This is a genomic window from Sodalis sp. RH14 (assembly GCF_047324285.1).
Taxonomy (GTDB): Bacteria; Pseudomonadota; Gammaproteobacteria; order Enterobacterales; family Enterobacteriaceae; genus Acerihabitans.
Map to the genome: position 1 here is coordinate 2,539,118 of NZ_CP178739.1, position 21,143 is coordinate 2,560,260.

21 protein-coding genes are annotated in these 21,143 nt (G+C 61.4%); 7 read left to right on the top strand and 14 right to left on the bottom strand.

All coding sequences use genetic code 11. The features are described 5' to 3' along the window. Nucleotides 1–29: 29 nt before the first annotated feature. The 3 genes from sodC to ACL2XQ_RS11620 all read left to right on the top strand — a co-directional run bounded on the left by sodC (nt 30) and on the right by ACL2XQ_RS11620 (nt 1,732). Nucleotides 30–554, top strand: a complete 525-nt coding sequence (gene sodC / locus ACL2XQ_RS11610; protein WP_410014665.1) for a superoxide dismutase[Cu-Zn] — start codon at nt 30–32, stop codon at nt 552–554. Between the two features lie 192 nt (nt 555–746). Further along, nucleotides 747–1,094: a type II toxin-antitoxin system prevent-host-death family antitoxin gene (locus ACL2XQ_RS11615; RefSeq protein WP_410014666.1), complete on the top strand. Its 348-nt coding sequence runs from the start codon at nt 747–749 to the stop codon at nt 1,092–1,094. Further along, complete coding sequence (locus ACL2XQ_RS11620; RefSeq protein ID WP_413740370.1) at nt 1,094–1,732, top strand: hypothetical protein; 639 nt, start codon at nt 1,094–1,096, stop codon at nt 1,730–1,732. Before ACL2XQ_RS11615 ends, ACL2XQ_RS11620 begins: the two co-directional genes overlap by 1 nt. 5 nt (nt 1,733–1,737) lie before the next feature. Here the strand turns inward: ACL2XQ_RS11620 and ACL2XQ_RS11625 are convergent, their stop codons facing one another. From ACL2XQ_RS11625 to ACL2XQ_RS11670, 10 genes are all read right to left on the bottom strand, one after another. Further along, a complete protein-coding gene (locus ACL2XQ_RS11625; RefSeq protein WP_413740371.1) occupies nt 1,738–3,384 on the bottom strand; it encodes an ABC transporter substrate-binding protein in 1,647 nt (548 codons plus the stop codon). A gap of 86 nt (nt 3,385–3,470) precedes the next feature. Then, on the bottom strand, nt 3,471–5,093 hold the full coding sequence (locus tag ACL2XQ_RS11630) for a gamma-glutamyltransferase family protein (protein WP_413740372.1): 1,623 nt from the start codon (nt 5,091–5,093) through the stop codon (nt 3,471–3,473). Continuing rightward, nucleotides 5,083–6,633, bottom strand: a complete 1,551-nt coding sequence (locus ACL2XQ_RS11635) for a class I adenylate-forming enzyme family protein (protein WP_410014670.1) — start codon at nt 6,631–6,633, stop codon at nt 5,083–5,085. Before ACL2XQ_RS11635 ends, ACL2XQ_RS11630 begins: the two co-directional genes overlap by 11 nt. Further along, a complete protein-coding gene (locus ACL2XQ_RS11640; protein ID WP_410014671.1) occupies nt 6,630–7,415 on the bottom strand; it encodes a VOC family protein in 786 nt (261 codons plus the stop codon). Before ACL2XQ_RS11640 ends, ACL2XQ_RS11635 begins: the two co-directional genes overlap by 4 nt. 9 nt (nt 7,416–7,424) lie before the next feature. Beyond that, complete coding sequence (locus tag ACL2XQ_RS11645; RefSeq protein ID WP_331122548.1) at nt 7,425–7,841, bottom strand: PaaI family thioesterase; 417 nt, start codon at nt 7,839–7,841, stop codon at nt 7,425–7,427. Between the two features lie 93 nt (nt 7,842–7,934). After that, entirely contained in the window at nt 7,935–8,951 is a 1,017-nt protein-coding gene (locus ACL2XQ_RS11650) for a quinone oxidoreductase family protein (protein WP_413728173.1), read from the bottom strand. Between the two features lie 13 nt (nt 8,952–8,964). Then, nucleotides 8,965–9,945: an ABC transporter substrate-binding protein gene (locus ACL2XQ_RS11655; RefSeq protein WP_413740373.1), complete on the bottom strand. Its 981-nt coding sequence runs from the start codon at nt 9,943–9,945 to the stop codon at nt 8,965–8,967. A gap of 5 nt (nt 9,946–9,950) precedes the next feature. Further along, nucleotides 9,951–10,724, bottom strand: coding sequence for an ABC transporter permease (locus tag ACL2XQ_RS11660; protein WP_410014674.1), 774 nt, complete (start codon nt 10,722–10,724; stop codon nt 9,951–9,953). A gap of 2 nt (nt 10,725–10,726) precedes the next feature. Then, the gene (locus ACL2XQ_RS11665; RefSeq protein WP_413723045.1) at nt 10,727–11,509 is read right to left on the bottom strand and encodes an ABC transporter ATP-binding protein; all 783 of its coding nucleotides are present in this window, start codon (nt 11,507–11,509) and stop codon (nt 10,727–10,729) included. After that, on the bottom strand, nt 11,506–12,219 hold the full coding sequence (locus tag ACL2XQ_RS11670) for a GntR family transcriptional regulator (RefSeq protein WP_413740374.1): 714 nt from the start codon (nt 12,217–12,219) through the stop codon (nt 11,506–11,508). The genes ACL2XQ_RS11665 and ACL2XQ_RS11670 overlap by 4 nt, the downstream gene beginning before the upstream one ends. A gap of 271 nt (nt 12,220–12,490) precedes the next feature. Here ACL2XQ_RS11670 and ACL2XQ_RS11675 point away from each other — a divergent pair, with 271 nt between their 5' ends. Together ACL2XQ_RS11675 and ACL2XQ_RS11680 are read left to right on the top strand one after the other, a co-directional pair. After that, entirely contained in the window at nt 12,491–13,855 is a 1,365-nt protein-coding gene (locus ACL2XQ_RS11675) for an MFS transporter (RefSeq protein WP_413740375.1), read from the top strand. Further along, a complete protein-coding gene (locus tag ACL2XQ_RS11680; protein ID WP_410014678.1) occupies nt 13,852–14,442 on the top strand; it encodes a carboxymuconolactone decarboxylase family protein in 591 nt (196 codons plus the stop codon). The genes ACL2XQ_RS11675 and ACL2XQ_RS11680 overlap by 4 nt, the downstream gene beginning before the upstream one ends. 18 nt (nt 14,443–14,460) lie before the next feature. On the opposite strand, the gene ACL2XQ_RS11685 is transcribed toward ACL2XQ_RS11680, so the two are convergent. Next, nucleotides 14,461–15,273 carry an ABC transporter ATP-binding protein gene (locus tag ACL2XQ_RS11685; protein ID WP_413740516.1) on the bottom strand — a complete coding sequence of 271 codons (813 nt, stop codon included), beginning with the start codon at nt 15,271–15,273 and terminating at the stop codon, nt 14,461–14,463. Nucleotides 15,274–15,764: 491 nt separating this feature from the next. Here ACL2XQ_RS11685 and ACL2XQ_RS11690 point away from each other — a divergent pair, with 491 nt between their 5' ends. Continuing rightward, on the top strand, nt 15,765–16,811 hold the full coding sequence (locus ACL2XQ_RS11690) for an ABC transporter permease (RefSeq protein ID WP_413728178.1): 1,047 nt from the start codon (nt 15,765–15,767) through the stop codon (nt 16,809–16,811). A gap of 68 nt (nt 16,812–16,879) precedes the next feature. Next, nucleotides 16,880–17,911 (top strand): ABC transporter substrate-binding protein, encoded by a 1,032-nt coding sequence (locus ACL2XQ_RS11695; RefSeq protein WP_413740376.1) that lies wholly within the window; start codon nt 16,880–16,882, stop codon nt 17,909–17,911. Nucleotides 17,912–17,916: 5 nt separating this feature from the next. Here the strand turns inward: ACL2XQ_RS11695 and ACL2XQ_RS11700 are convergent, their stop codons facing one another. The 3 genes from ACL2XQ_RS11700 to ACL2XQ_RS11710 all read right to left on the bottom strand — a co-directional run bounded on the left by ACL2XQ_RS11700 (nt 17,917) and on the right by ACL2XQ_RS11710 (nt 21,007). After that, entirely contained in the window at nt 17,917–18,264 is a 348-nt protein-coding gene (locus ACL2XQ_RS11700; protein WP_410014681.1) for a DUF488 domain-containing protein, read from the bottom strand. A gap of 257 nt (nt 18,265–18,521) precedes the next feature. Next, nucleotides 18,522–19,685 (bottom strand): L-talarate/galactarate dehydratase, encoded by a 1,164-nt coding sequence (locus tag ACL2XQ_RS11705; RefSeq protein WP_413740377.1) that lies wholly within the window; start codon nt 19,683–19,685, stop codon nt 18,522–18,524. 26 nt (nt 19,686–19,711) lie between these two features. Next, complete coding sequence (locus tag ACL2XQ_RS11710) at nt 19,712–21,007, bottom strand: MFS transporter (RefSeq protein ID WP_413723452.1); 1,296 nt, start codon at nt 21,005–21,007, stop codon at nt 19,712–19,714. Nucleotides 21,008–21,143: the final 136 nt, after the last annotated feature.

Below are 21,143 nucleotides of genomic sequence, written 5' to 3' on the forward strand. Positions count from 1 at the left end.
GTCGGCAGGTTCTGCTACAGGAGTTTATTATGCGGCGTATTGTGTTTTTCATCGCCACGGCCTTAACCGCCAATATGGCGTTGGCCCAGCCCCAGCCGGCGGTGCATACCGCAAGCCTGGTGGGCGCCGACGGCAAGGATATGGGTAAGATTACCCTTTCGGACGCGCCTAAAGGGGTGATTATGCGCGTGGAGGCCACGGGGCTTGCTCCCGGCTGGCACGGTATTCATTTCCATGAAAAGGGCGTTTGCGATGCCAAAGATAAGTTCAAGGACGCCGGCGGGCATGTCCACTCCGCGATGCCGGTGGTGCATGGTTTGTTGAACGCCAATGCCAACGATCAGGGCGACCTGACCAATATCTACGCCGGCGCCGACGGCAAGGCCTTTGCGGAAATCTATTCGACGCTGGTGTCGGTGACGCCCGGCACCCCGCGCCCCGCGCTGCTGGACGGCGACGGTTCCTCGGTGGTTATCCACGCCAATCCTGATGATTACCAAAGCCAGCCCATCGGCGGCGCCGGCGACCGTGTCGCCTGCGCGGTGATAAAATAACCCACCGGCAAGCCCGCGCGGGAACGTGCGGCGGGTATGATGGGCAAGCAGAACTTATGGCGAGGTTGACGTCTTGCCCATTATGCCGGTTTGTTCCCCAAACACCTCTTCATCACCTGAGCAATCTCGAATGGCTATATAAGGCTGTTTTTGCCATAATGGCTAAATCATACCGCTCGCGGAGATTACACCATGATCACGGAACTGCTTAATTTCGATGAATTGCCGCAGGCAAACGCCTCGCAAGTGAAAAACAAATGGGGGGAGGTGGTGCGGAGGGTGCATCAAAGCGGAACCCTGGCCATTACCAATCATTCCACCGTGGAAATGGTGCTGCTGGATGTCGCCACCTATCGTGAATTGACTCACTCTTTGCTGCTGCTTAAAGCACGCGAGCAATCGGTACTGGATGACCTGACCGACAGGTTCGATGCACGGCTGGCGGTGCTAGAAAATCCGGACGCCGCCGTGAATGTAGCTTCTGTGCTGGCGCGGCGGGGGGCGCTGAAACGGCGGCCCAAGGCGGGCGAGGGCTTCTAATGGCGCGGCCGTTTATTTTTGTTCTGGCGGGCGTTAACGGCGGCGGCAAAAGTTCGGTGGGCGGCAGCCTGCTGGCAGAGCACGGCCTGGCATGGTTTAATCCGGATGACTATGCCCGTGAGCTTATGACCCAACTGGGGCTGGAGCCTGACGAGGCGAACGGCCGGGCATGGACCTTTGGACGTTCGCGGCTGGAGGCCGCCATCGCCGGGGGCGCCAACTATGCCTTTGAAACCACGCTGGGCGGCAATACCATGCCACGGCTGCTGAGCCAGGCCTGCGAAACGCATGAGGTGATCATGCTGTTCTGCGGGCTATCATCACCGGAGCAGCATATCAGGCGCGTACAGCTGCGCGTGAGTCATGGCGGCCATGCCATACCCTCCCAGAAAATACGGGAACGGTGGGTCACGTCGCGGGCTAATCTGATAAAGCTGCTGCCGTTGCTTGCCCATGTGCAGGTTTTCGATAACAGTCTGGATGCCAGGCCCGGCGACGCAATTCCGGACCCGACTCTGGTGCTTGAAACGGTGCGGGGGAAAATGGTATTTCCCCCGGCCGATGATGCCCGGGCGTTGAGCGCCACTCCGGCTTGGGCGCGGCCGCTCCTGGAGGCGGCTATGGAACTGGCGGAGTGAAGGGGCTATTGCTTTACGTCCACCTGATAAAAAATATGCTTGCCGAAGGGGTCGATTTCGTAGCCGGTGACGTCCTTGCGCACCGGTTCAAAAATGGTTGAATGGGCAATCATCACCGCCGGCATCTGCTCGTGCATCATGTCCTGCGCCTGCTGGTAAAGCGCGATGCGCCGGTTATGGTCGCTGCTGGCGCGCGCTTCGGTAATCAATTTATCAAACGGCGCGTAACACCATCTGGCCGAATTGGAACCGCCGTTGGCCGAAGTGCAGGAAAACAGCGGGCCGAAAAAGTTATCCGGATCGCCGGTGGCGGTGGTCCAGCCCATCAGCGCCGCCTGATGCTCGCCGCTCCTGACCCGCTTCAGGTACTCGCCCCACTCATAGGTGACGATATTGGCCTTGACGCCGATTTTCGCCCAATCGGATTGGATCATTTCCGCCATGCGCCGGGCGTTGGGGTTATAAGGCCGCTGTACCGGCATCGCCCACAGATCGATGGTCAGGCCGTCGGGGAACCCCGCGTCCTTGAGCAGGGCGCGGGCCTGGTCCGGATTAAACTCATAATCGCGCAGATCCTCCTTGGCGCTCCAGACCCCCGGCGGCAGGATATTTTTCGCGGCGGTACCGGTGCCCTGGAAGATGGCCGCGATAATCGCCGGTTTGTTAATGGCCATGGCCAGCGCCTGGCGTACCTTCACGTTGTCAAGCGGCGGCTTTTGCGTATTAAAGGCCAGAAAACCGGTGTTAAGCCCGGCTTTTTGCATAAGCGTAATATCTTTATTGTCGCGCATGCGCGGCAGATCGGCCGGATTGGGAAACGGCATGACCTGGCACTCGCCTTTTTCCAGCTTGGCGAAGCGCACCGAGGCGTCGGGGGTAATGGCGTAGACCAGACGGTCAAGCTTGGCCTTGCCCTGCCAATAGTCGGGGAAGGCGCTGAACAGAATGCGCGAATCCTTTTGATACTGGGTCAGTTGGAACGGTCCCGTGCCGACGGGATCCCTATCCACCCGTTCCGGCGTGCCGGCCTTTAACATGGCGTCGGCGTATTCGCTTGACAGTATCGAAGCGAAATACCAGGCCAGATCGGCCAGGAACGGCGCCTCGGCATGGGCAAGGGTAAAGCGCACGGTGTGATCGTCCACCTTGTCGATGGCGGTCAGCAGCGTGCCGAACTCCAGGCTGTCAAAATTGGCATAGGTGCCGTTGGACACATTGTGGTAAGGATGCTGCTTATCCTTTTGCCGCATAAACGAAAAAATCACGTCGTCGGCGTTGAAATCACGGGTGGGCTTAAAGTATTTGTTACCCTGGAATTTTACGCCCTGGCGCAGATGGAAAGTATAGATCTTGCCGTCGGCGCTGATATCCCAGCTTTCGGCCAGGCTGGGCTGCAGCTCGGTGGTGCCGGTCTTGAAATCCACCAGCCGGTTATAAACCGGCACCGCGCTGGCATCCACGCTGGTGCCCGAGGTATACAGCTGCGGGTTAAAGTTTTCCGGCGAGCCTTCCGAGCAGAACACCAGCGTTTTGGCCGACGCCGCGCCGCTGACGGCCAGCGCCAATGCCGCCAGCGTCACTATTGCCGCCGACGGACGTCCCGTATTGGTCTTTGTTCCTTTACCTGATAGGTGATCTAATCCCGGCTTCATATCATATCCCCGAATAATGGCTGTCCGCCAAAAGCACAAGCCTCATTCTTATCAGTATGCGGTTCATAAATAAAGCCATTTTGCTGCTAAAATCCGACCGCCTGGCCGTCGCGCCGGCTGTCGCTGGCGGCGACATAACCGTGGTCGCGATCCGCCGACAGCCGCCAGATAAACTGGCCCGAGCCGAAATCCATATAAGGATCGTTCACCGATTTCAGCCGGTGGCCCATGGCGCGCAGCTGTTCCGCCACCAGCGGATTGACGGTGGATTCCAGATCCAGGGTAAAATCACGGTTGACCTTCCAGCGCGGCGCGTCGCAGGCGGCCTGGGGCTGCTGGTGGAAATCCAGCATGCGCACCAGCGTCTGCATATGGCCCTGCGGCTGCATATCGCCGCCCATGACGCCAAAACTCATCTGCGCCTGGCCGTCTTTGGTCAAAAAGGCCGGAATAATGGTCTGGAACGGGCGCTTGCCGGGCGCCACCACGTTAACCGAACGCGGGTCGCTGGAGAACCCGGCGCCCCGGTTTTGCAGGCTGATACCGTAATCCGGCACCACCACCCCCGAACCGAAGCCCATATAATTGGATTGGATAAACGAGACCATCATGCCGCTTTCATCGGCGGTGGCCAGATAAACGGTGCCGCCGCTGGCGGGCAGGCCGGCCTGCGGATCCGCCGCCCGGCCCGGGTCGATCAGGCGCGCCCGGCCGGCCAGATAGGCTTTATCCAGCATTTGTGACGGCGTCACATCCATGCTGGCCGGATCGGCAACGTAGCGGTAGACATCGGCGAAGGCCAGCTTCATGGCCTCGATTTGCAGATGCTGGGCCGCGGCGCCGTCAAGGGCGAGCCCGGCCAGATCAAAGTGCTCCAGGATGCCGAGGGCGATAAGCGCGGCGATGCCCTGGCCGTTGGGCGGCATTTCATGCAGGGTATAACCGCGGTAGTCCTGGCTGATGGGCGTTACCCATTCCGGCTGGTAGGCGGCCAGATCGCCGCGCGTCAGGCTGCCGCCGCTGGCCTGTGACCAGGCGACGATTTTTTCGGCGATTTCGCCTTCATAAAAAGCGCGGCCGCCCTGCCGCGCCAGCAGCCGCAAGCTGCGCGCGGCGGCTGGAAAGACAAATTTTTCGCCGATCTCGGGGGCGCGCCCCCCGGGCATAAAGGCGTCGGCAAAACCAGGCTGCCCGGCCAATATGGTCACCGCCGCCCGCCATTTCGCCGCGACAATCGGCGCAATGGTCACGCCGCGCTCGGCCACGTCGATGGCGGTCTGCATCAGCCGTTCGAACGGCAGCCGGCCGAAGCGCTGGTGCAGCGCCGTCCAGCCCGCGACGGCGCCCGGTACGGTGACCGAGTCCCAGCCCCGTTCCGGGCGTTTGGCCATGCCGTTGCCGTCCTCGCCATGACGGCGGCGAAAGTGGGCCAGATCCCAGCTGGCCGGCGCCGGGCCGGAAGCGTTGAGGCCGTGCAGTCGCGCGCCGTCCCAGACCATGGCGAAGGCATCGCTGCCCAGACCATTGGAGCAGGGTTCCACCACCGTTAACGTCGCGGCGGCGGCAATGGCCGCATCCACCGCGTTGCCGCCGTCCAGCAGGACACTGTTGCCGGCCTGGGCGGCAATGGGATGGGACGTCGCCACCACATTGCGGGCAAATAACGGCGCGCGTACGGTGGGATAGGGGTTATGCCAGTTAAATGTCATGCTGTGCTCCCGGCGTGGCCTGGGGGGATGGGTCATCCTGGTGAAGGCGCCGCTCCGCCTCGAGCAGCAGCGCGCGGCGGTCGATCTTATTGGTGCCGGCCAGGGGAAAACTGTCCACCAGCCAGATATGGCGCGGATGCAGGTAGGCCGCGCCGTGGCGCAGGGTAAACGCCTTCAGTTCCCCGGCGCTGGCCTGCCGGCCGGGGCGCAGGATCACCCAGGCCACCGGCTTGGTGCCTTTTATCTCGTCCGCCACCGGCACCACGCAGGCCTGTTGTACCGCGGGATGCCGTTCGATAAGGTGCTCCACTTCGCTCGGGTAGATATTCTCGGCGCCGCTGACGAACATATCGTCCAGCCGGCCGATAAAGGTATAAAACCCCTGGTCGTCGCGGGCGAACACATCGCCGGTGATATAATAACCGTCATCGGTAAACGGCGGCCGCAGGTCCGGACGCTGGTGATAGCCCTGCATCAGGCCCGGGCTTTTCAGCTCCAGAATGCCGCGCGCGGCCTCCCGGCCCTGGGGATCGCGCAAACGCAGGCTAACCTGGGGATGGGCGGCGCCGGCGCTCAGCCGCGGTGTGGGGATGCCCCGCGGATGCGGGCCGAATACCACCGGTCCGCCTTCGGTGGTGCCGTAGGCGTTAATGATGCGCGCCTGCGGCAACAGCTGGCCGATTTGCTGGAACAGGCTGTCGGTTACCGGCGCCGATCCCATGCGCACTACCCTGACGCTGGTTAAATCACTGCGCGCCAGTAAATCCTTTTCCTGCAGCATCATGGCGATCATCGGCGGCACCGCCGTCAGCCAGCTGCAGCGGTAGCGGCTAATGGCGTTGATATAGTCGCGGGCGCTGAACTGCGGCAGCAGCACGGTGGTGACATGGCTGGCAAGCGTTAACAGCGCCAGCGCCAGCGCGTTCATATGGTAAAGCGGGGCGGCGATCAGCACCCGCTCGCCCTCCAGCTCATGGTTCTCAAGGCGGGTACGCACCACCCAGGCATGGCTGGCATGGGTTAAGCGCACGCCTTTGGGCATGCCGGTGGAACCCGAGGTATACAGCAGCAGCGCCAGGTCGTCCGGCCCGGCGGGGAAGGGCGTCAGCTCTCCGGGGTCGATAAAGGCCGCCAGCCCGTCCGCGCCCGCGCCGTCAAACACCACGCGCGGCAGGTCGATCGCCGGCCGGGACAGCTGATCGGCATCGCCCAGCAGCACACGGGCGCCGCTATCGCGCAGGATATTCTCCAGCGTCTCGACCGGAAATTTGAAATTAATCGGGACGGCCACCAGCCCGGCGCGCAGGATGCCCAACAGGCTGGCAATATAATCTATGGAGTTGCGCCCCAGGATGGCGACGCGTTCCCCGGCGCGGTAGCCCCGGGCCAGCAGCGCGCGTCCGATGCCGTCGGCGCGCGCGCCGAGTTCGTCAAAGGTGATTTCCTGCGCGGTGTCGTCCGCCAGCGGGGCGATAAAAGCAATCTGCCCGCCCGGCTGCCGGGTATCGATCATGGCGCCCAGGTTGGTTGTCTGCATCATGGTAAAAACTCGAGTAGGGTGGATAATTCGGGCAGCGCCACCTGTAACCGTCCCGCGCGCCAGCATAGCGGCAGTCCCTGCGCCTCGGCGCCCCGGGCGATGCGCGCCAGATCGCCGCCCAGAAAATGCACGGCGGCAAACATCTCCCGGCCCGCGGCGGGCAACGGCAGTCCGTCGAACCGGCGGGCAAAGGCCGCGTAATCGGCGATATGCAAGGCAAAATCACGCCCGGTATCGCCCAGGCGCCGGTATTGACGCCCGCAGTTCTCCACATCGCCGCTGATCACGGTCAGGCCGGTAATGCTTTGGACCTGGTTTTCATGGCTAAGCCATTCGGGACGCCAGACCCATTCGGGGGTGTGGTGCTGGCAAAAGTACACCCGCCCGGCGGGAAAGGTTCCGGCGGCAAGGCGCACCGTGGTGAACCTGGCCAGCCCATGTTCATCGCCGCTGGCCACCTCGCGGGAAAAATCCTGGATCGGCTGCAGGGCAAAACCGGCGTCCGCCAGCGCGCGCGCGGTGCCCCCGGCATCCCGGGTGGCGAACACCAGGCCGTCGATACCCGCCGGACTGTCCAGCAGCTCCTGGCGCAGGCGCCCGCCGTCGGTGGGCAGGCCGACGATTTCAAGATAGCGATCGGCAAACATCATCAGGTAATTAATCGACCCCAATGAATGGTAGCCGCGCGGCGTCAGGGTAAAACCCAGCGCCCGGAACCACTGCGCCGCCCGCTCGGTGGCGAAGTGGGTATTGATAACCAGATGGTCCAACGGGAGGGTCATGATGGTTTCCTAGGCGGTTGCCGTGGCGTACAGTCCGCGCCCGCTGGCCACCAGCCGGCCCTCGCTGTCGAACACCCGCGCCTCGGCGCTGGAAAACTGCTTGCCCACTTTGATCACGGTGCCGACGGCGGTTAAATCCCCTTTTGCCGGACGGTGGTAGTCGACACGCAAATCCAGGGTCGGCACGCCTTTGCCGGTAAACGCCACCAGCGCCCAGTCGGCGGTCAAATCCACCAGGGCGGCCAGGATGCCGCCGTGGGTATAGCCGCCGGCGGGGTTAACCACCCACTCCTCGCGCCAGCGCGCCTTCAGGGTAATTTCGCCCTCGCCGACGGTCAGGACTTCCAGCCCGAGCCATTGATGATACGGGCCTTTTAACAACCGCTCCTGGACTTCGGCGGCGGTGGGGACGGTAATATCGGTCATAATCTGTTCCTTAATAGCATGCAGTCTGCAAACAAAACGGCCGGACGGCGCGGGGCCATAAACTTACCCCGGCCGGCCGGGTCGCGCGCGGCGTTACGGCGCGACGATCACTTTGCCCAGCACCTCGCGATCGCGAATCAGGCGCAGGCCTTCCGCCGCCTGTTCCAGGGGCAAGACCCGGTCGATAACCGGATCGATGCGGCCGTCGGCGATCATCGACAGCAGGTCTTCGAGGTTGTCGCGATAGAAGCTGTTGGAACCCTTGATGGTCAGCTCGAAGCTCCAGACATAACGCAGGTCTTCCTGCGGGTCGTAGCCGGCGGTGGCACCGCACACCAGCAGGATGCCGCCGCGTTTCAGACACTTCAGGGAGGGGCGCCAGGTATCGCCGCCGGTAAAGTTGATCACCACATCGACGCCGCCTTCCGTGGTGCGGCGCTGTGGCTTGCCGTACTGGCCGATGGCCCATTTTGAAAAATCCGTTTCACGGTAATTGACCACATGATCGGCGCCGAGGGCTTTCAGCGCCTGGGCTTTTTCCTCGCTGCCGGCGCAGGCGATGACCTCGGCGCCCAGATGCTTGGCCAGGATCACGCAGGCGGTGCCCACGCCGCCGCTGGCGCCCAGGATCAGCACCCGGTCGCCTTTTTTGACGGTATTATGGGTTATCAGCATGCGGTGGGCGGTGCCGTAGGCCACCGGCAGCGCGGCGGCCTGTGCAAAGCCGACGCCGGCCGGAAGCCTGATAAGCTGCAGCGCGTCCACCGCGGCATATTCGGCCATGCCGCCGTCGGTCATTTCACCCATCAGGCCGACGCCGGGCTTTAACGGATTGACCAGCACCCGATCGCCAACGGACCAGCCCTCGACGCCCGCGCCCAGTTCGGTAATGGTGCCCGCCAGATCCAAGCCGATCACCACCGGCAGCGGCACCTTGATGCCGGGCATGCCCTTGACGGTAAACACATCGTGGTAATTAAAGGACGACGCGCCGACGCGCACCACCACATGGCCGGCCGCGGCAACGGGACGCGGCTTGTCGTTCACCACCCGCAGTTGGTCGAGGTCGCCGTGCTGCTCCAGAATTAAGGCTTTCATAACGTTACTCACAGATTGCTCCTGATTACTTGATGGATTTGGCGGCCAGGTAGGGGCGGTTATCGAACAGGCTGTCGTCCAGGCCGCCCTTGATGGCGCCGCTGGCGACAAAGACCTGATGTTCGCGCTTCAGGGTGTCGATATCCGCCGGCTCGAACTCGATACGGTTCATGCTGTCCCAGCGGCTCATGTAGACCTGCGCGTCTTTTTGCGGCAGGTTGGCCTGTTTTTGCAAAATGGCCACCACGGCGTCGGGATTCGCCTTGCCCCAGGCCAGGGTATCGCGCAGCGCGGCAATGACCCGCGCCACGGTGTCGGGATGCTGGTTAATCAGATCGGCGCGCACCGCGCCGACGCCGATATAGGGCAGGGCATCGGTATGGGTCAGCTTTTTCCATTCGCCGGCAAAGCTGCCGATGGAGGTCACCTTCAGTTCGTCAAGCTGGCTGATGGTCAGCGAGCGCAGGGCCGCGGCGTCCACCTGCTTTTGCGCCAGGAACTGCGCCAGGCGCGATTCATTGCCGCCAATCAGCGAGAAATCCGCCGGCTTGATAGCGTAGTTCTGCTGCAAAATGGTGCTGGCGATAACCGCCACCGACGAACCGGCCGGCGACATGCCGACTTTTTTACCCTGTAGCTGCGCCAGGCTGGTTATCGGCGAACCGGCCGGCACCACGAACTGCACGTCGGCCGGCTGGGTGGCGGCGAAGATTTTGATCGGCACGCCTTCTGACGCGGTGCTGAACACGCCCGCCAGCGGCGCGCCGAAGGCCAGGTCTATCGATCCCGAGGCCAGCGCCTTGATGGGGGCGTTCACATCGGGAAAATGGATAAATTCGGCGTCGATACCGCGTTTAGCCAGGAAATCCCGGCTTTCCAGCACCGCGCCGTACCCCAGGCTGACGCCGCTGGTCCAGTAGCCGATGCGGACTTTTTCCGCCGCCTGGGAACCCAGGGCCAGCAGCGTGCCGGCGGCCAGCGCAGCCGCCATCAATATCTTTTTCATAACGATTATTCCTGTGTGCGTTGTTTCCAGCGGAAAAGATGACGTTCCAGCGGCTTGAGCAGCCCTCCTTCGAGCAACAGCATCATGGCCACCAGCAGTAAGGTCCAGGCGAACACCTGATCGGTTTGCACCAGATCCCCGGCCTGGCGCAGACGGTAGCCGATACCGTCCGAGGCGCCGAGGGTTTCGGCCACCAGCGACACCCGCCAGCCAAAGCCGAAGGCCAGCCGGGCGCCGGAGAAAAAATAGGGCAGGATGGTCGGCAGGTAGATCTTGAAGAGCGTTTGCCAGCGGCCCATGCGAAAACTGCGCGCCAGCTCCACATACTGCGCATCCACGGTTTGCGCGCCCTGCCAGACGTTGGTCAGGATCAGCGGCATGGCGGTCATGAACACCACAAAGATGGTGGTGGCGCCGGAAATGCCGAACCAGATAATGGCGAATATCGCCCAAATGGCCGACGAGACGGTATTGAACACCGCCAGCAGGGGTTCGAAGAACTGCGCCAGCAGCCGGCTGGCGCCGAGCGCCAGGCCGAATACCGTGCCCACCAGCGTCGCCAGCAGAAACCCGGACAAGACACGTGAGAAGGTAATGCCGATATCGTGCAGCAGGGAATCGCCATGCCACAAGGCTTCCAGCGCCTGCCAGGTCTTCAGCGGTCCCGGCAGCACGAACGACGGCATGCGCTGGGACGCCAGCCACCAGATAACCAGGAACAGGGCAAGCAGCACCAGGCGCTGGCCGATAAGCGTAATCCAGGATGCGGATGATTTCATGTTCACACCTCCAGCCTTAACAGGCGCGACTGTTCCGCAACCGCGCGCTCGGTGGGCACGCGGGGATGGGGCAGCGACATCTCGATGATTTTATGAATACGGCCGGGGTTGGGTTTGAGCAGCACTACCCGATCGGCCAGCACCACCGCCTCTTCCACGTCATGGGTGACCATCACCACGGTAACGCCTTTCAACTGCTGGATACGCAGCAGTTCGTTATGCATCACGCCGCGGGTTTGCGGATCGAGCTTGGAAAAGGGCTCGTCCATCAATAAAATTTCCGGCTCCACCACCAGGCTGCGCGCCAGGGCCACCCGGCTGCGCATGCCGCCGGAGAGCTGATGCGGCCAGGCGTGGCGAAAATCATGCAGCCCCACCAGCCGCAGCGCGTCGTCGACCTTTGCCGCGCGCTCGGCGCGCGTCAACCGGGTATTCTCCAGCCCGAAATTAACGTTTTGCTGCACGCTGCGCCAGGGCAGCAAGCGGTCCTCCTGGAACAAATAGGCCACTTTCTCCCAATGGTCGAAGCGGGCGGCGGACTGGCCCTGGATAAAGACATCGCCCTCGTCGGGGGTCAGCAATCCGGAGAGGATATTGAGCAGGGTGCTTTTGCCGCATCCCGAGGCGCCGAGCAGGGCGAGGATTTCCCCCTCGCGTACCGCCAGGGAAATATTGTCCAATACCCGCAGCTGGCCGAAACGCTTGCCGATGCCTTCGGCGCGGATAATTTCCCCCGCCGCGGCATCCTGGGACCGCGCCGCCAACGTCATCAATGGCGGGTTCATAAGGACATGCTCCGCTCGAGGATCGGCAGGATCGCGCCGCCTTTGCTGAGCGTGGCGTAGACCTTTTCCATCGTCATCACCTGGAAGGTCTCGATATGGCGGCGTGCGATGGTCTCCACCCGCCGGGCATCGCCATCGATAAACGCCTGAATCATGGCGTTATGATCGTGCTTGATCTCGGGTTTGGTTTTCTGCACGTTAAAGCCCAGCGCCACCAGCCGCGACATTTCGTCCATCAGGCTCGACAGGGTGCGGATCAGGTGGTTATTGCCCGACGCCCGGGCGATGGCCAGGTGGAAGCGCTTGTTGGCGTTCATAAAGACATCGATCTGTTCCGGCAATGGCGCATGCAGCTCCACACGGCAGGCCGCCTCCAGCTCGCGCAGTTCCTGGATATCGACACGGCCTACCGCCAGCCGCGCCGCCAGCGGCTCCAGCTGGACGCGCAGGGTGAAAATCTCCTCGACGTCCTGCACGGTAATCGGCGCGATGCGGTACCCTTTGCGCGGACGCGATTCAACCAGATGCTCATGGCACAGCCTCGCCAGCGCCACGCGGCAACTGCTTTTGCCGATGGCATAATTTTCCATCAGCTCCGGTTCGGTAATCATGGAACCCGGCAGCAGGCGACAGCAAAGAATGTCGTGCCTGATGCGGTTATAGGCGACATCACCCAGGGGTAAATCCGCTGTCTTGGTTAATAATGGCATGTGACCGTCTCTTCCTCTACTTGTGAGCTGCTCACTGATTAACTCTGGGGCGCTTAATAAACCGCAGTGTAGGATGAGTTAAGCGCGGTAATCCAATATGAAAAAGTGATATCTTATGCCGAAAATAAGCTAATCTGAGCAGCTCACAATATCGCGCCGACCCATGGCGGGACTTAAGATAAATATCGGCTATCGTCAGCGATGAATGTTATTTGACGGCCCGGGCCGCCAGCCGCTTTAGTATTAAGACGCAAGCTAAAGGGGTATTAAAATGACGCATTTTGTTGACCTGCCCGGCGCCGGCCGGAACCGAAGCCGAAGCCGTAAAGTGGCGTTTGCCGCGTTTATCGGCACCACCGTAGAATGGTATGATTTTTATATTTACAGTACCGCCGCGGCGTTGATTTTCAGTCATACCTTTTTTCCGCCTTCATCCAATCCGCTATCCGGTCTGTTGGGATCTTTTGCCGCTTATGGCGTGGGCTTTTTTGCGCGCCCGCTGGGCGGTATCATTGCCGGCCATTTCGGCGATCGGGTCGGGCGCAAACGGGTGCTGGTCTCCTCCCTGGTTTTAATGGGCGTCGCGACGCTGCTGACCGGGTTACTGCCTACTTATGCCGTCGCCGGACTGTGGGCCACCGTCCTGCTGGTCTTGCTGCGGTTGCTGCAGGGTATCGCGACGGGGGCGGAATGGGGCGGCGCCTCGCTGCTGTCGGTCGAGCACGCCACGCCGAAAAACCGGGGATTTTTAGGCTCTTTCACGCAAATCGGCTCGGCGGCCGGCATGCTGCTGGCGTCGGGCACGTTTCTTATCGTCAGGGCGTCGATCAGCGCGGACGCCTTTGCCGCCTGGGGTTGGCGGCTGCCTTTTTTGTTCAGCATCGTGCTTATCGGCATCGGTATTTTCGTTCGCCTGCGTATTGACGAACCCGAGGCTTTTTTGCGCGCCAAGGCCGACGGGAAAATACAGCGCTTTCCCGTGGCGCAGGCGATCCGCCGGCATCCGCGCGGGTTGCTGGTCACCATCGGATTACGCCTGGCGCAGCCGGCGATGTATGCCATCCTAACCACGTACGCGCTGAGCTACCTGGTATTAAAACGCGGCGACGCCACCATGGCGCTGACCGCCGTTCTGGTCGGTTCCGCGGCGGCGATTATCGCCACGCCTTTCTGGGCGCTGCTCTCCGACAAAATCGGCCGCCGCGCGCCGGCGGTCTTCGGCATCCTGGGCATCGGCATTCTGGTCTGGCCGTTCTTTTGGTTTTTGGACCACGGCAATCTGACGTTTCTGCCGCTGGTGGTGGCCGTGGCGCTGGCGGTGTTCGACGCCGCGATATATGGACCGGGCGCGGCCTGGTTTTCGGAGCAATTTCCCATCGAGGTGCGCTACAGCGGCGTCTCCATCGGTTATCAGGTAGGGACGCTTATCTCCGGCGGCCTGACGCCATTTATCGCCACCTATCTGTTTTCGGTGGGTGACGGTTCGCCCTGGCTTATCAGCGCCTATATCTCGTTTTACGCCCTGTTAAGCCTGATTGCCGCCTTCGCCGCGCAAGATCCGGTGCGGGATGGCCGTAACGCGGCACGCGCCGCGCCGGCGGGCGCCGTCTCGTTAGATGCCGAGGATCTCGCATGAGCCATCAACATGATGCCGATATTTTGGCGACGCTTGAGGCCGCCAGTCCGCATGCCGCGGCGTTCAGAAACCTGTCCCGCAGGCATTGGAACAATGGGGCGCTAAGCAGCAGGGATAAACATCTGGTGGCGGTGGCGGTCGCGCAGGTGACGCGCTGTGCTTATTGTATTGAACACCATGCGCGGTTGGCGCGCCGGCTGGGCGCCGTCAGGAACGACGTCTTGGCCGCCGCCTATATCACCGCGGCGCTGGAAACACTGCCGGGCGGCGATATCGATATTAGCGCGGACGGCGCTATTAGTGTGCGATCATCGCCGTTGAGCGGACTGCCGGTGGAGAACGACCGCACTATTTTCGTTAATACCCTGCTGAGGGAACCGACGCTGCCGCTGCCGCTGCGTTATGTGACCGCCGCCGCGGTGGCCCTGGCCAAAGAGCGGGAAGGGCTGCGGCTGGCGTTTCACCAGGCGGCGCTGCGGGCCGGGGCGCTGCCGCAGGCGCTGGAAGAGGGGTATGCGGTGGCGTTGGTGCTCCGGGCCGGAGCGGTATACGCGCATACGCTGGGCATTGCGAAAGCGTTCGAATAAACCCGCGCGCAGCCCGGGTCAGGCGCCGGCTTCGGCCCCCAGCAGCGCCAAGGCCCGGGTGCGCAAGGCGATAAGCGTGGGATGATTACGCCTGCGCGGATAGGGCAGTGCGACCGGGATGGTTTCCAGGATACGCGCGGGACGCGGTCCGAACACCACGACCCGGTTGGCCATCAGCAGCGCTTCCTCCACGTCGTGGGTGACCATCAGCACGCTGTAGCGCTTTTCCCGCCACAGGCCGACCAGTTCCCCCTGCATACGGATGCGCGTCAGCGAGTCCAGCTTGCCCAGCGGTTCGTCCAGGATCAACAGACGCGGGTCGTTGACCAGCGCGCGGGCCAACGCCGCGCGCTGCGCCATGCCGCCCGAAAGCTGCCGGGGATAGGCCTGGGCAAACTGCGCCAGCCCCACGCGTTCCAGCACCCCATCGACCCGCCGCCGGCCCCGTTCGTTAAGTAATCCCTGCGCCTGCAGGCCCAGCGCCACGTTTTGCCAGACGGTGCGCCAGGGAAACAGCGTGGGATCCTGGAATACCACCACCCGCGCCGGATCGGGCCGCCGAATAGGCTCGCCGTCTTCCAGCAGTTGGCCGGAAAGCGGATTTTCCAGGCCGGCCACCAGCCTGAGCAGGGTGGATTTGCCGCAGCCCGACGGTCCCAGCAGCGCGATAAACTCGCCGGGCGCCACGCTGATTGAGACCTGCTCCAATACCGGCAATAGCCCGCCGCCAAGATCAAAACCATGGCTGACCCGGTTTATATCCAGTCGCAGACCGGCGCCGGCGCCTGACGGCGTACAGGTGGACGGAGCGTCGGGCTTATTGATGATCAGGGTCATATGCTGTTTCCTTAAATAAATAGCGAAAGCTTATTGCCGCATAACGATAATTACTTTATGCATATATATCCGGCACTTTTTTCTTCCCCTAACGTAACGCGGTAAAAATTCCATCACAAGCGCACCTATGGTCTAATTAATTATATTTAATTCCAGAATGATATTTACTTATTGAGAATTGCGGCGTAGTTATATTGTCACTTCATCTGCTGAATTAAACGTTTTAGCCGGAAAAGGTAAACGTTAATAATATGCTAAATATCGCCAAACAATGTTAATTGATAATAACATTTATCCCCTGTCAGGCAGCTTAAATGAGAATGGGTTTGATTAATATACTTTATGGCTACACACATTTGAGTATATTCATTGGGAACGCATTTATAAAGAATAAAAACGCATATACCCGCAGCGGATAATGTCGCCGTCATTTTTTGGCTTCTTTATCGGCCAGGCTATATCGCCAAAAATTACCGGGAGGTTATATGACATCCGAGGCATGGGAGCCGGCGGCCTCGTCCGCCGCGGCAGTCTCTGCGCGAGGGCAAGGGCAGGACTTGGGGTTCTGGACCATGGGCTTTTGCGCCGCCGTCGCCTGGGGCGCGGTGGCGGCGCTGATGATCCTCTGGCCGGATAAACCGGTCGGTTTTGCCCGCCCGCTTTATATTGCGCAAACGCACGCCCTGGCGGCGGGCATCGCCCTGTTATTATTATTGTTTTCCCTGGGAGAACGCCTGCCGCTGCTACGCTTGATTATCGCCCCGCTAACGCGCCATGTCCGGTCCGGTGGTAAATGGTTTTTTGCCCTGGCGCTGTTTGTCGCGGCCTGGGAGGTGTCGACCGCCAAGCTGGCGTGGCTGCCGGCGCCGTTTTTCGCGCCGCCGCATGCGCTGGTGGAAGCCTACGCCACCGACTGGCTCCGGCTGGGCGACAGTCTGCTGCACTCCCTGCGTCTGCTGTTCTTCGGTTTTTTATTCGGCAGCCTGAGCGGATTTTTAACCGGCGTCGCCATCGGCTGTTCAAAAAGTCTGGGATATTGGCTGCACCCGATATTACGGTTTCTCGGGCCGGTGCCGTCAACGGCATTATTACCGCTGACGCTTTATTTCTTTCCTTCCAGCTTTTCGGCGGCGATATTCTTGATTGCCCTGGCCACCTGGTTTCCGGTGACGGTATTAACCTGGTCCGGCGTGGCGAGCGTCGATAAAAGTTATTATGACGTGGCACGCACCCTGGGCGCCAAACCCCTGTTTCTGATTACCCGGGTGGTTATTCCAGCGGCGCTGCCGCATGTATTTGTCGGCCTGTTCATGGGGCTGGGCGCCTCTTTTTCGGTACTGGTGGCCGCCGAAATGATGGGAGTGAAATCAGGCCTGGGCTGGTATTTGCAATGGGCGCAGGGTTGGGCCGCTTATTCCAATATGTACGGCGCGCTGATTGTGATGGCGTTATTATTTTCCACCTTGATAACGGTGCTGTTCGCCGTGCGCGATCGTTTGCTGGCCTGGCAGAGCGGGGCGGTGAAATGGTAATTATTGCGGGTTTCGGCACCCATAAATAACGCCGCAAATCGTATTTTTTATATTTTCTTTCGGGAGTCATGATGGCGAATATTAAGGTTACAAGACGGCATTTTTTGCAATCGGCGGGCGTATTGGGCGGCGTGGCCCTGGGCGGAGGGCTATTCTCCGGCTTACCCCTGGCCCGGGCCGTGGGCGCACCCGTCGCCGCGCCGCTGAAAACCGTGCGCATCGCCTGGCATCAGGCCGGCATTTGCCAGGCGCCGATTTCAGTGGCCTATAAAAAGGGGTTTTTCACCAAGTACGGCTTGCAGGTGGAAACGGTCAACTTTACCGACGGCGATACCCCGCTGGTCGCGCTGTCAACCGGCCAGGCCGAGGCCGGCATCGGCATGGCGCTGCGCTGGCTAAAACCCCTGGAGCAGGGGTTTGACGTCGCCCTGACCGTGGGTACCCACGGCGGCTGCATGCGGCTTATCACCGCCAAAAACAGCGGCATTACCCAGGTGCGGGATCTGGTGGGGAAGGCGGTGGCGGTAAGCGACCAGGCAAGCCCGGTAAAAAACTTTTTCGCCATCCAGCTGGCTAAACAGGGATTCCATCCCGACAGCGATGTCAATTGGGTACAATATCCCGAACAGTTGTCCGGCGAGGCGCTGCGCAAGGGCGAGGTACAGGCGATTGCCGCCACCGACCCGCAGGGCTGGCTGATCCGTGAACGCGACGATCTGTTCGAGGTGGCCACCAACCTCAGCGGCGCTTACCATGATCGCACCTGCTGTGTACTGGCGCTAAGCGGCGCGCTGGTGCGCAACGACCCCGCGACCGCCCGGGCGATAACCCAGGCGGTGGTCGACGCCCAGCAGTGGGCGGTGGATAATCCTGAAGAAACCGCCGAGATCTTCGCGCCTTTTCTGCCCAGCACCATCAGCGCGGCGCAGGTCAAGGCCATCCTCGCCGAGCATACCCACGGCCACCACACCACCGGCCATCATCTGCGCGCCGAGCTGGCGGCCTACGTGGATGAACTGAAAACCATTAACGTCATCCGGGCCGATACCGATACCCGTACGTTTATCAATAAAACGGTGCCCGATATTTTAAGCGCGTGACGCCGTCAACCGGCGGTGAGTAAAAATTCCGCCAGCACCATGGCGTGGTTGCGCAGCGTATCCCGCGAGGCATAAAGTAACGTGACATCCCCCGTGGCGGCGCGCGTAGCCAGGGGGCGCCACGCCGCCTCATTGTCCCGCAGCTCCTGGCGGTAAGCGGCGCGGAAACCGTCATAGTCCAGCAAAGAGGCATGAAACGCCTGCCGCAACGCCTGCGACGGCGCGACCTCTTTGCACCATAAATCCATCGGCAGGGCGTTTTTTTTCACCCCGCGCGGCCACAATCGATCAACCAATACCCGGTAGCCGTCGCCGGGTTCAACCGGTTCATAAACGCGTTTGCAATAAATCATCCCGCCTCCGTCGCGACCAGCGCGGTATCGCCTTGGGTGCCGTACCGCGCATGCCTTATTATGCGCAGCGTTCCCGCCGCCCCGCCATCATGCAGCAGCGCCGGCGGCGAAAGCAATATCACCGCGCCGGTTAAACAGCGGCGCGCGCGATGCCGTTATCCCTGAACAAGGTTTTTCAGCCTGCCCGGGTCCTGGCCGGCGCTTTTGCTTTACCCCGCCGGCGGCCGACAGGAAGGCGCTGACCAGCATGGCGTGCGTCAGGCGCGCCGGCCGGCTTCCAGGGTCTGCGCGGTCCAGGCCGCCACCTGTTCACTCAGCGTCAGGCCAAGGCCGGGACGGGTGGGTACCAGCATGCGGCCGTCCTTGATCGCCAGACGTTCATTAAACAGCGGTTCCAGCCATTCAAAATGCTCCACCCAGGGTTCGGTCGGATAAGCCGCCGCGAGGTGCACATGCAGCTCCATGGCGAAATGCGGGGCAATCATCAGGCCGGCATGCTCGGCCAGCGCGGCCACCTTCAGGTATGGCGTAATGCCGCCGACTCTCGGGGCATCGGGCATCAGGTAATCCGCCGCGCGGTTTTTGATAAATTCCCAATGCTCGGCGACGCTGGTCAGCATCTCGCCGGTGGCGATGGGCGTGTCAAACTGCGCCGCCAGGGCCGCGTGGCCTTCCGCGTCGTAACAATCAAGCGGCTCCTCGATCCAGATAAGGTTTAGCGCTTCGAAATGGCGGCACATACGCTGCGCGGTGGGGCGGTCCCACTGCTGGTTGGCGTCCACCATCAGCGGGAAGCCGTCGCCAAGATGCTTGCGGATGGCGCTGACCCGCTGAATATCCAGCGCGCAATCGGGCTGGCCGACTTTCAGCTTGATGCCGCCGATGCCCTTCTCCCGCGAGATATCGGTGTTTTTCATCAGTTGATCGAGGGGCGTGTGCAAGAAACCGCCCGAGGTGTTATAGCAGCGCACCGAATCGCGCTGCGCGCCCAGCAGACGCGCCAGCGACAGGTTGGCCCGTTTGGCCTTCAGGTCCCATAGCGCCACGTCAAAGGCGCCGATGGCCTGGGTGGCCAGCCCGCTGCGCCCGACCGACGCGCCGGCCCAGCACAGCTTGTCCCACAGTTTGGCGATATCGCTGGGGTTCTCGCCGATAAGCACCGGCGCAATTTCGCCGGCGTGGGCGAACTGGCCGGGTCCGCCGGCGCGTTTTGAATAACTGAAACCCAGTCCTTGATGGCCGTCGCGGGTTTCGATTTCGGCAAATAAAATGGCGATTTCGGTCATGGGTTTTTGCCGGCCGGTAAGCACCTTGGCATCGCTTATCGGATTGGCCAGAGGCAGGAATACCGAGGAAACGCGTACCAAGCTGATGGTATCGTTATCCGCGCATTGAGCAGTGGATGGGGTAATGGACATCATACATTCTCCTGTGAAAGGGATAAAAGTTAGGATTGTTTTGCACCGGCGGCGAAATGTCCGGCGCCGGGCGTCGCCGCGTCCTCGCTGTCGAGGCGGCGCAGCCGGCCGACGATAACCAGATAGGCGAAGGCGCCGAGCAGGCCCATGGCGGCGACATACACCAGCGCCCAATCAAATGAACCGAATTGCTTGATTATCACGCCGATGGCGATGGGGGTAACGATGCTGGCCAGGTTGCCGCACAGGTTAAACATGCCGCCGCTGATGCCCAGGGCGTGCCGGGGGGAGACATCGCCGACGATGCACCAGCCGAGGTTGCCCACGCCTTTGGCGAAAAACGCCAGCGACATCACGGCGATGATCAGCGGAACGGATTGCACATAGTTGGCGATAACGATGCTGCTGGATAATAACAGGCCGCAGATAATGGGGGTTTTCCGTGCCGCGGTCAGGCTGAAACCGCGGCGCAGCATCCAGTCGGACCAGGCGCCGCCGACGATACCGCCAAGACAGCCGGCCACCGCCGGGATGGCCGCCGCCAGCCCCACCTTGAGGATGGTCATGCCCTTGGCCTCGATAAGATAGGTGGGAAACCAGGTCAGGAAGAACCAGGTGATGGAGGTCAGGCAAAACTGCCCCAGGTAGATGCCGAGCATCATGCGATTAGCGCCGATGGTCCTGATCTGGCGCCAGCTGAACGGCGTCGGCGCCTCGCCGATGGACGCCAGGCCGCCGCCGGCTTCGATATAATCCAGCTCCGCCTGATTAACCCGTTTATGCCTGGCCGGGTCCCGCACCACATAAAACCACAGCAGGCCGATCAGGATGCCGGTACCGCCGGTAAAGAAAAACACATGCTGCCAGCCCCAGGTACTGAGCAGCCATAGCATGACAGGGGTAAAAATCGCCAGCGCGGCGTACTGCGCGGACTGGAATACCGCGGTGGCCATGCCGCGCTCGTGCCCGGGGAACCACATCACCGTCAGCCGGTTGTTGGCGGGGAAGGCCGGTGATTCCGCAATGCCCATCAAAAAGCGCAGGACAAACAACGCCAGCAGCGCGGAGCTGAACATATCGACAAAACCCTGCAGAAAGGTCAGCACCGACCAGGCGATCAGGCTGATGCCGAGCACCAGGCGCGAGCCGAAACGATCGAGGATGATGCCGCCTGGAATCTGCATGCCGGTGTAAGCCCAGCCAAAGGCGGAGAAGGCGATGCCCATCGACACGGCGTCGAACCCCAGATCTTTGCGCAACATGGGCGCGGCGATGGACAGGGTGGCACGATCAACATAATTAAAGATGGTCACGAGAAAAATCATCGCGAGTATCAAATAGCGAACATTCGTCTTCGCCGGGACGGTGTTATTGTTCACGTTATTTCCTTTTTGTAGGGTACCAGGCGGCGCTGGGTAGATAAAAAGGAGATGGGGTTCGATATGATTGCGCAATCATTTA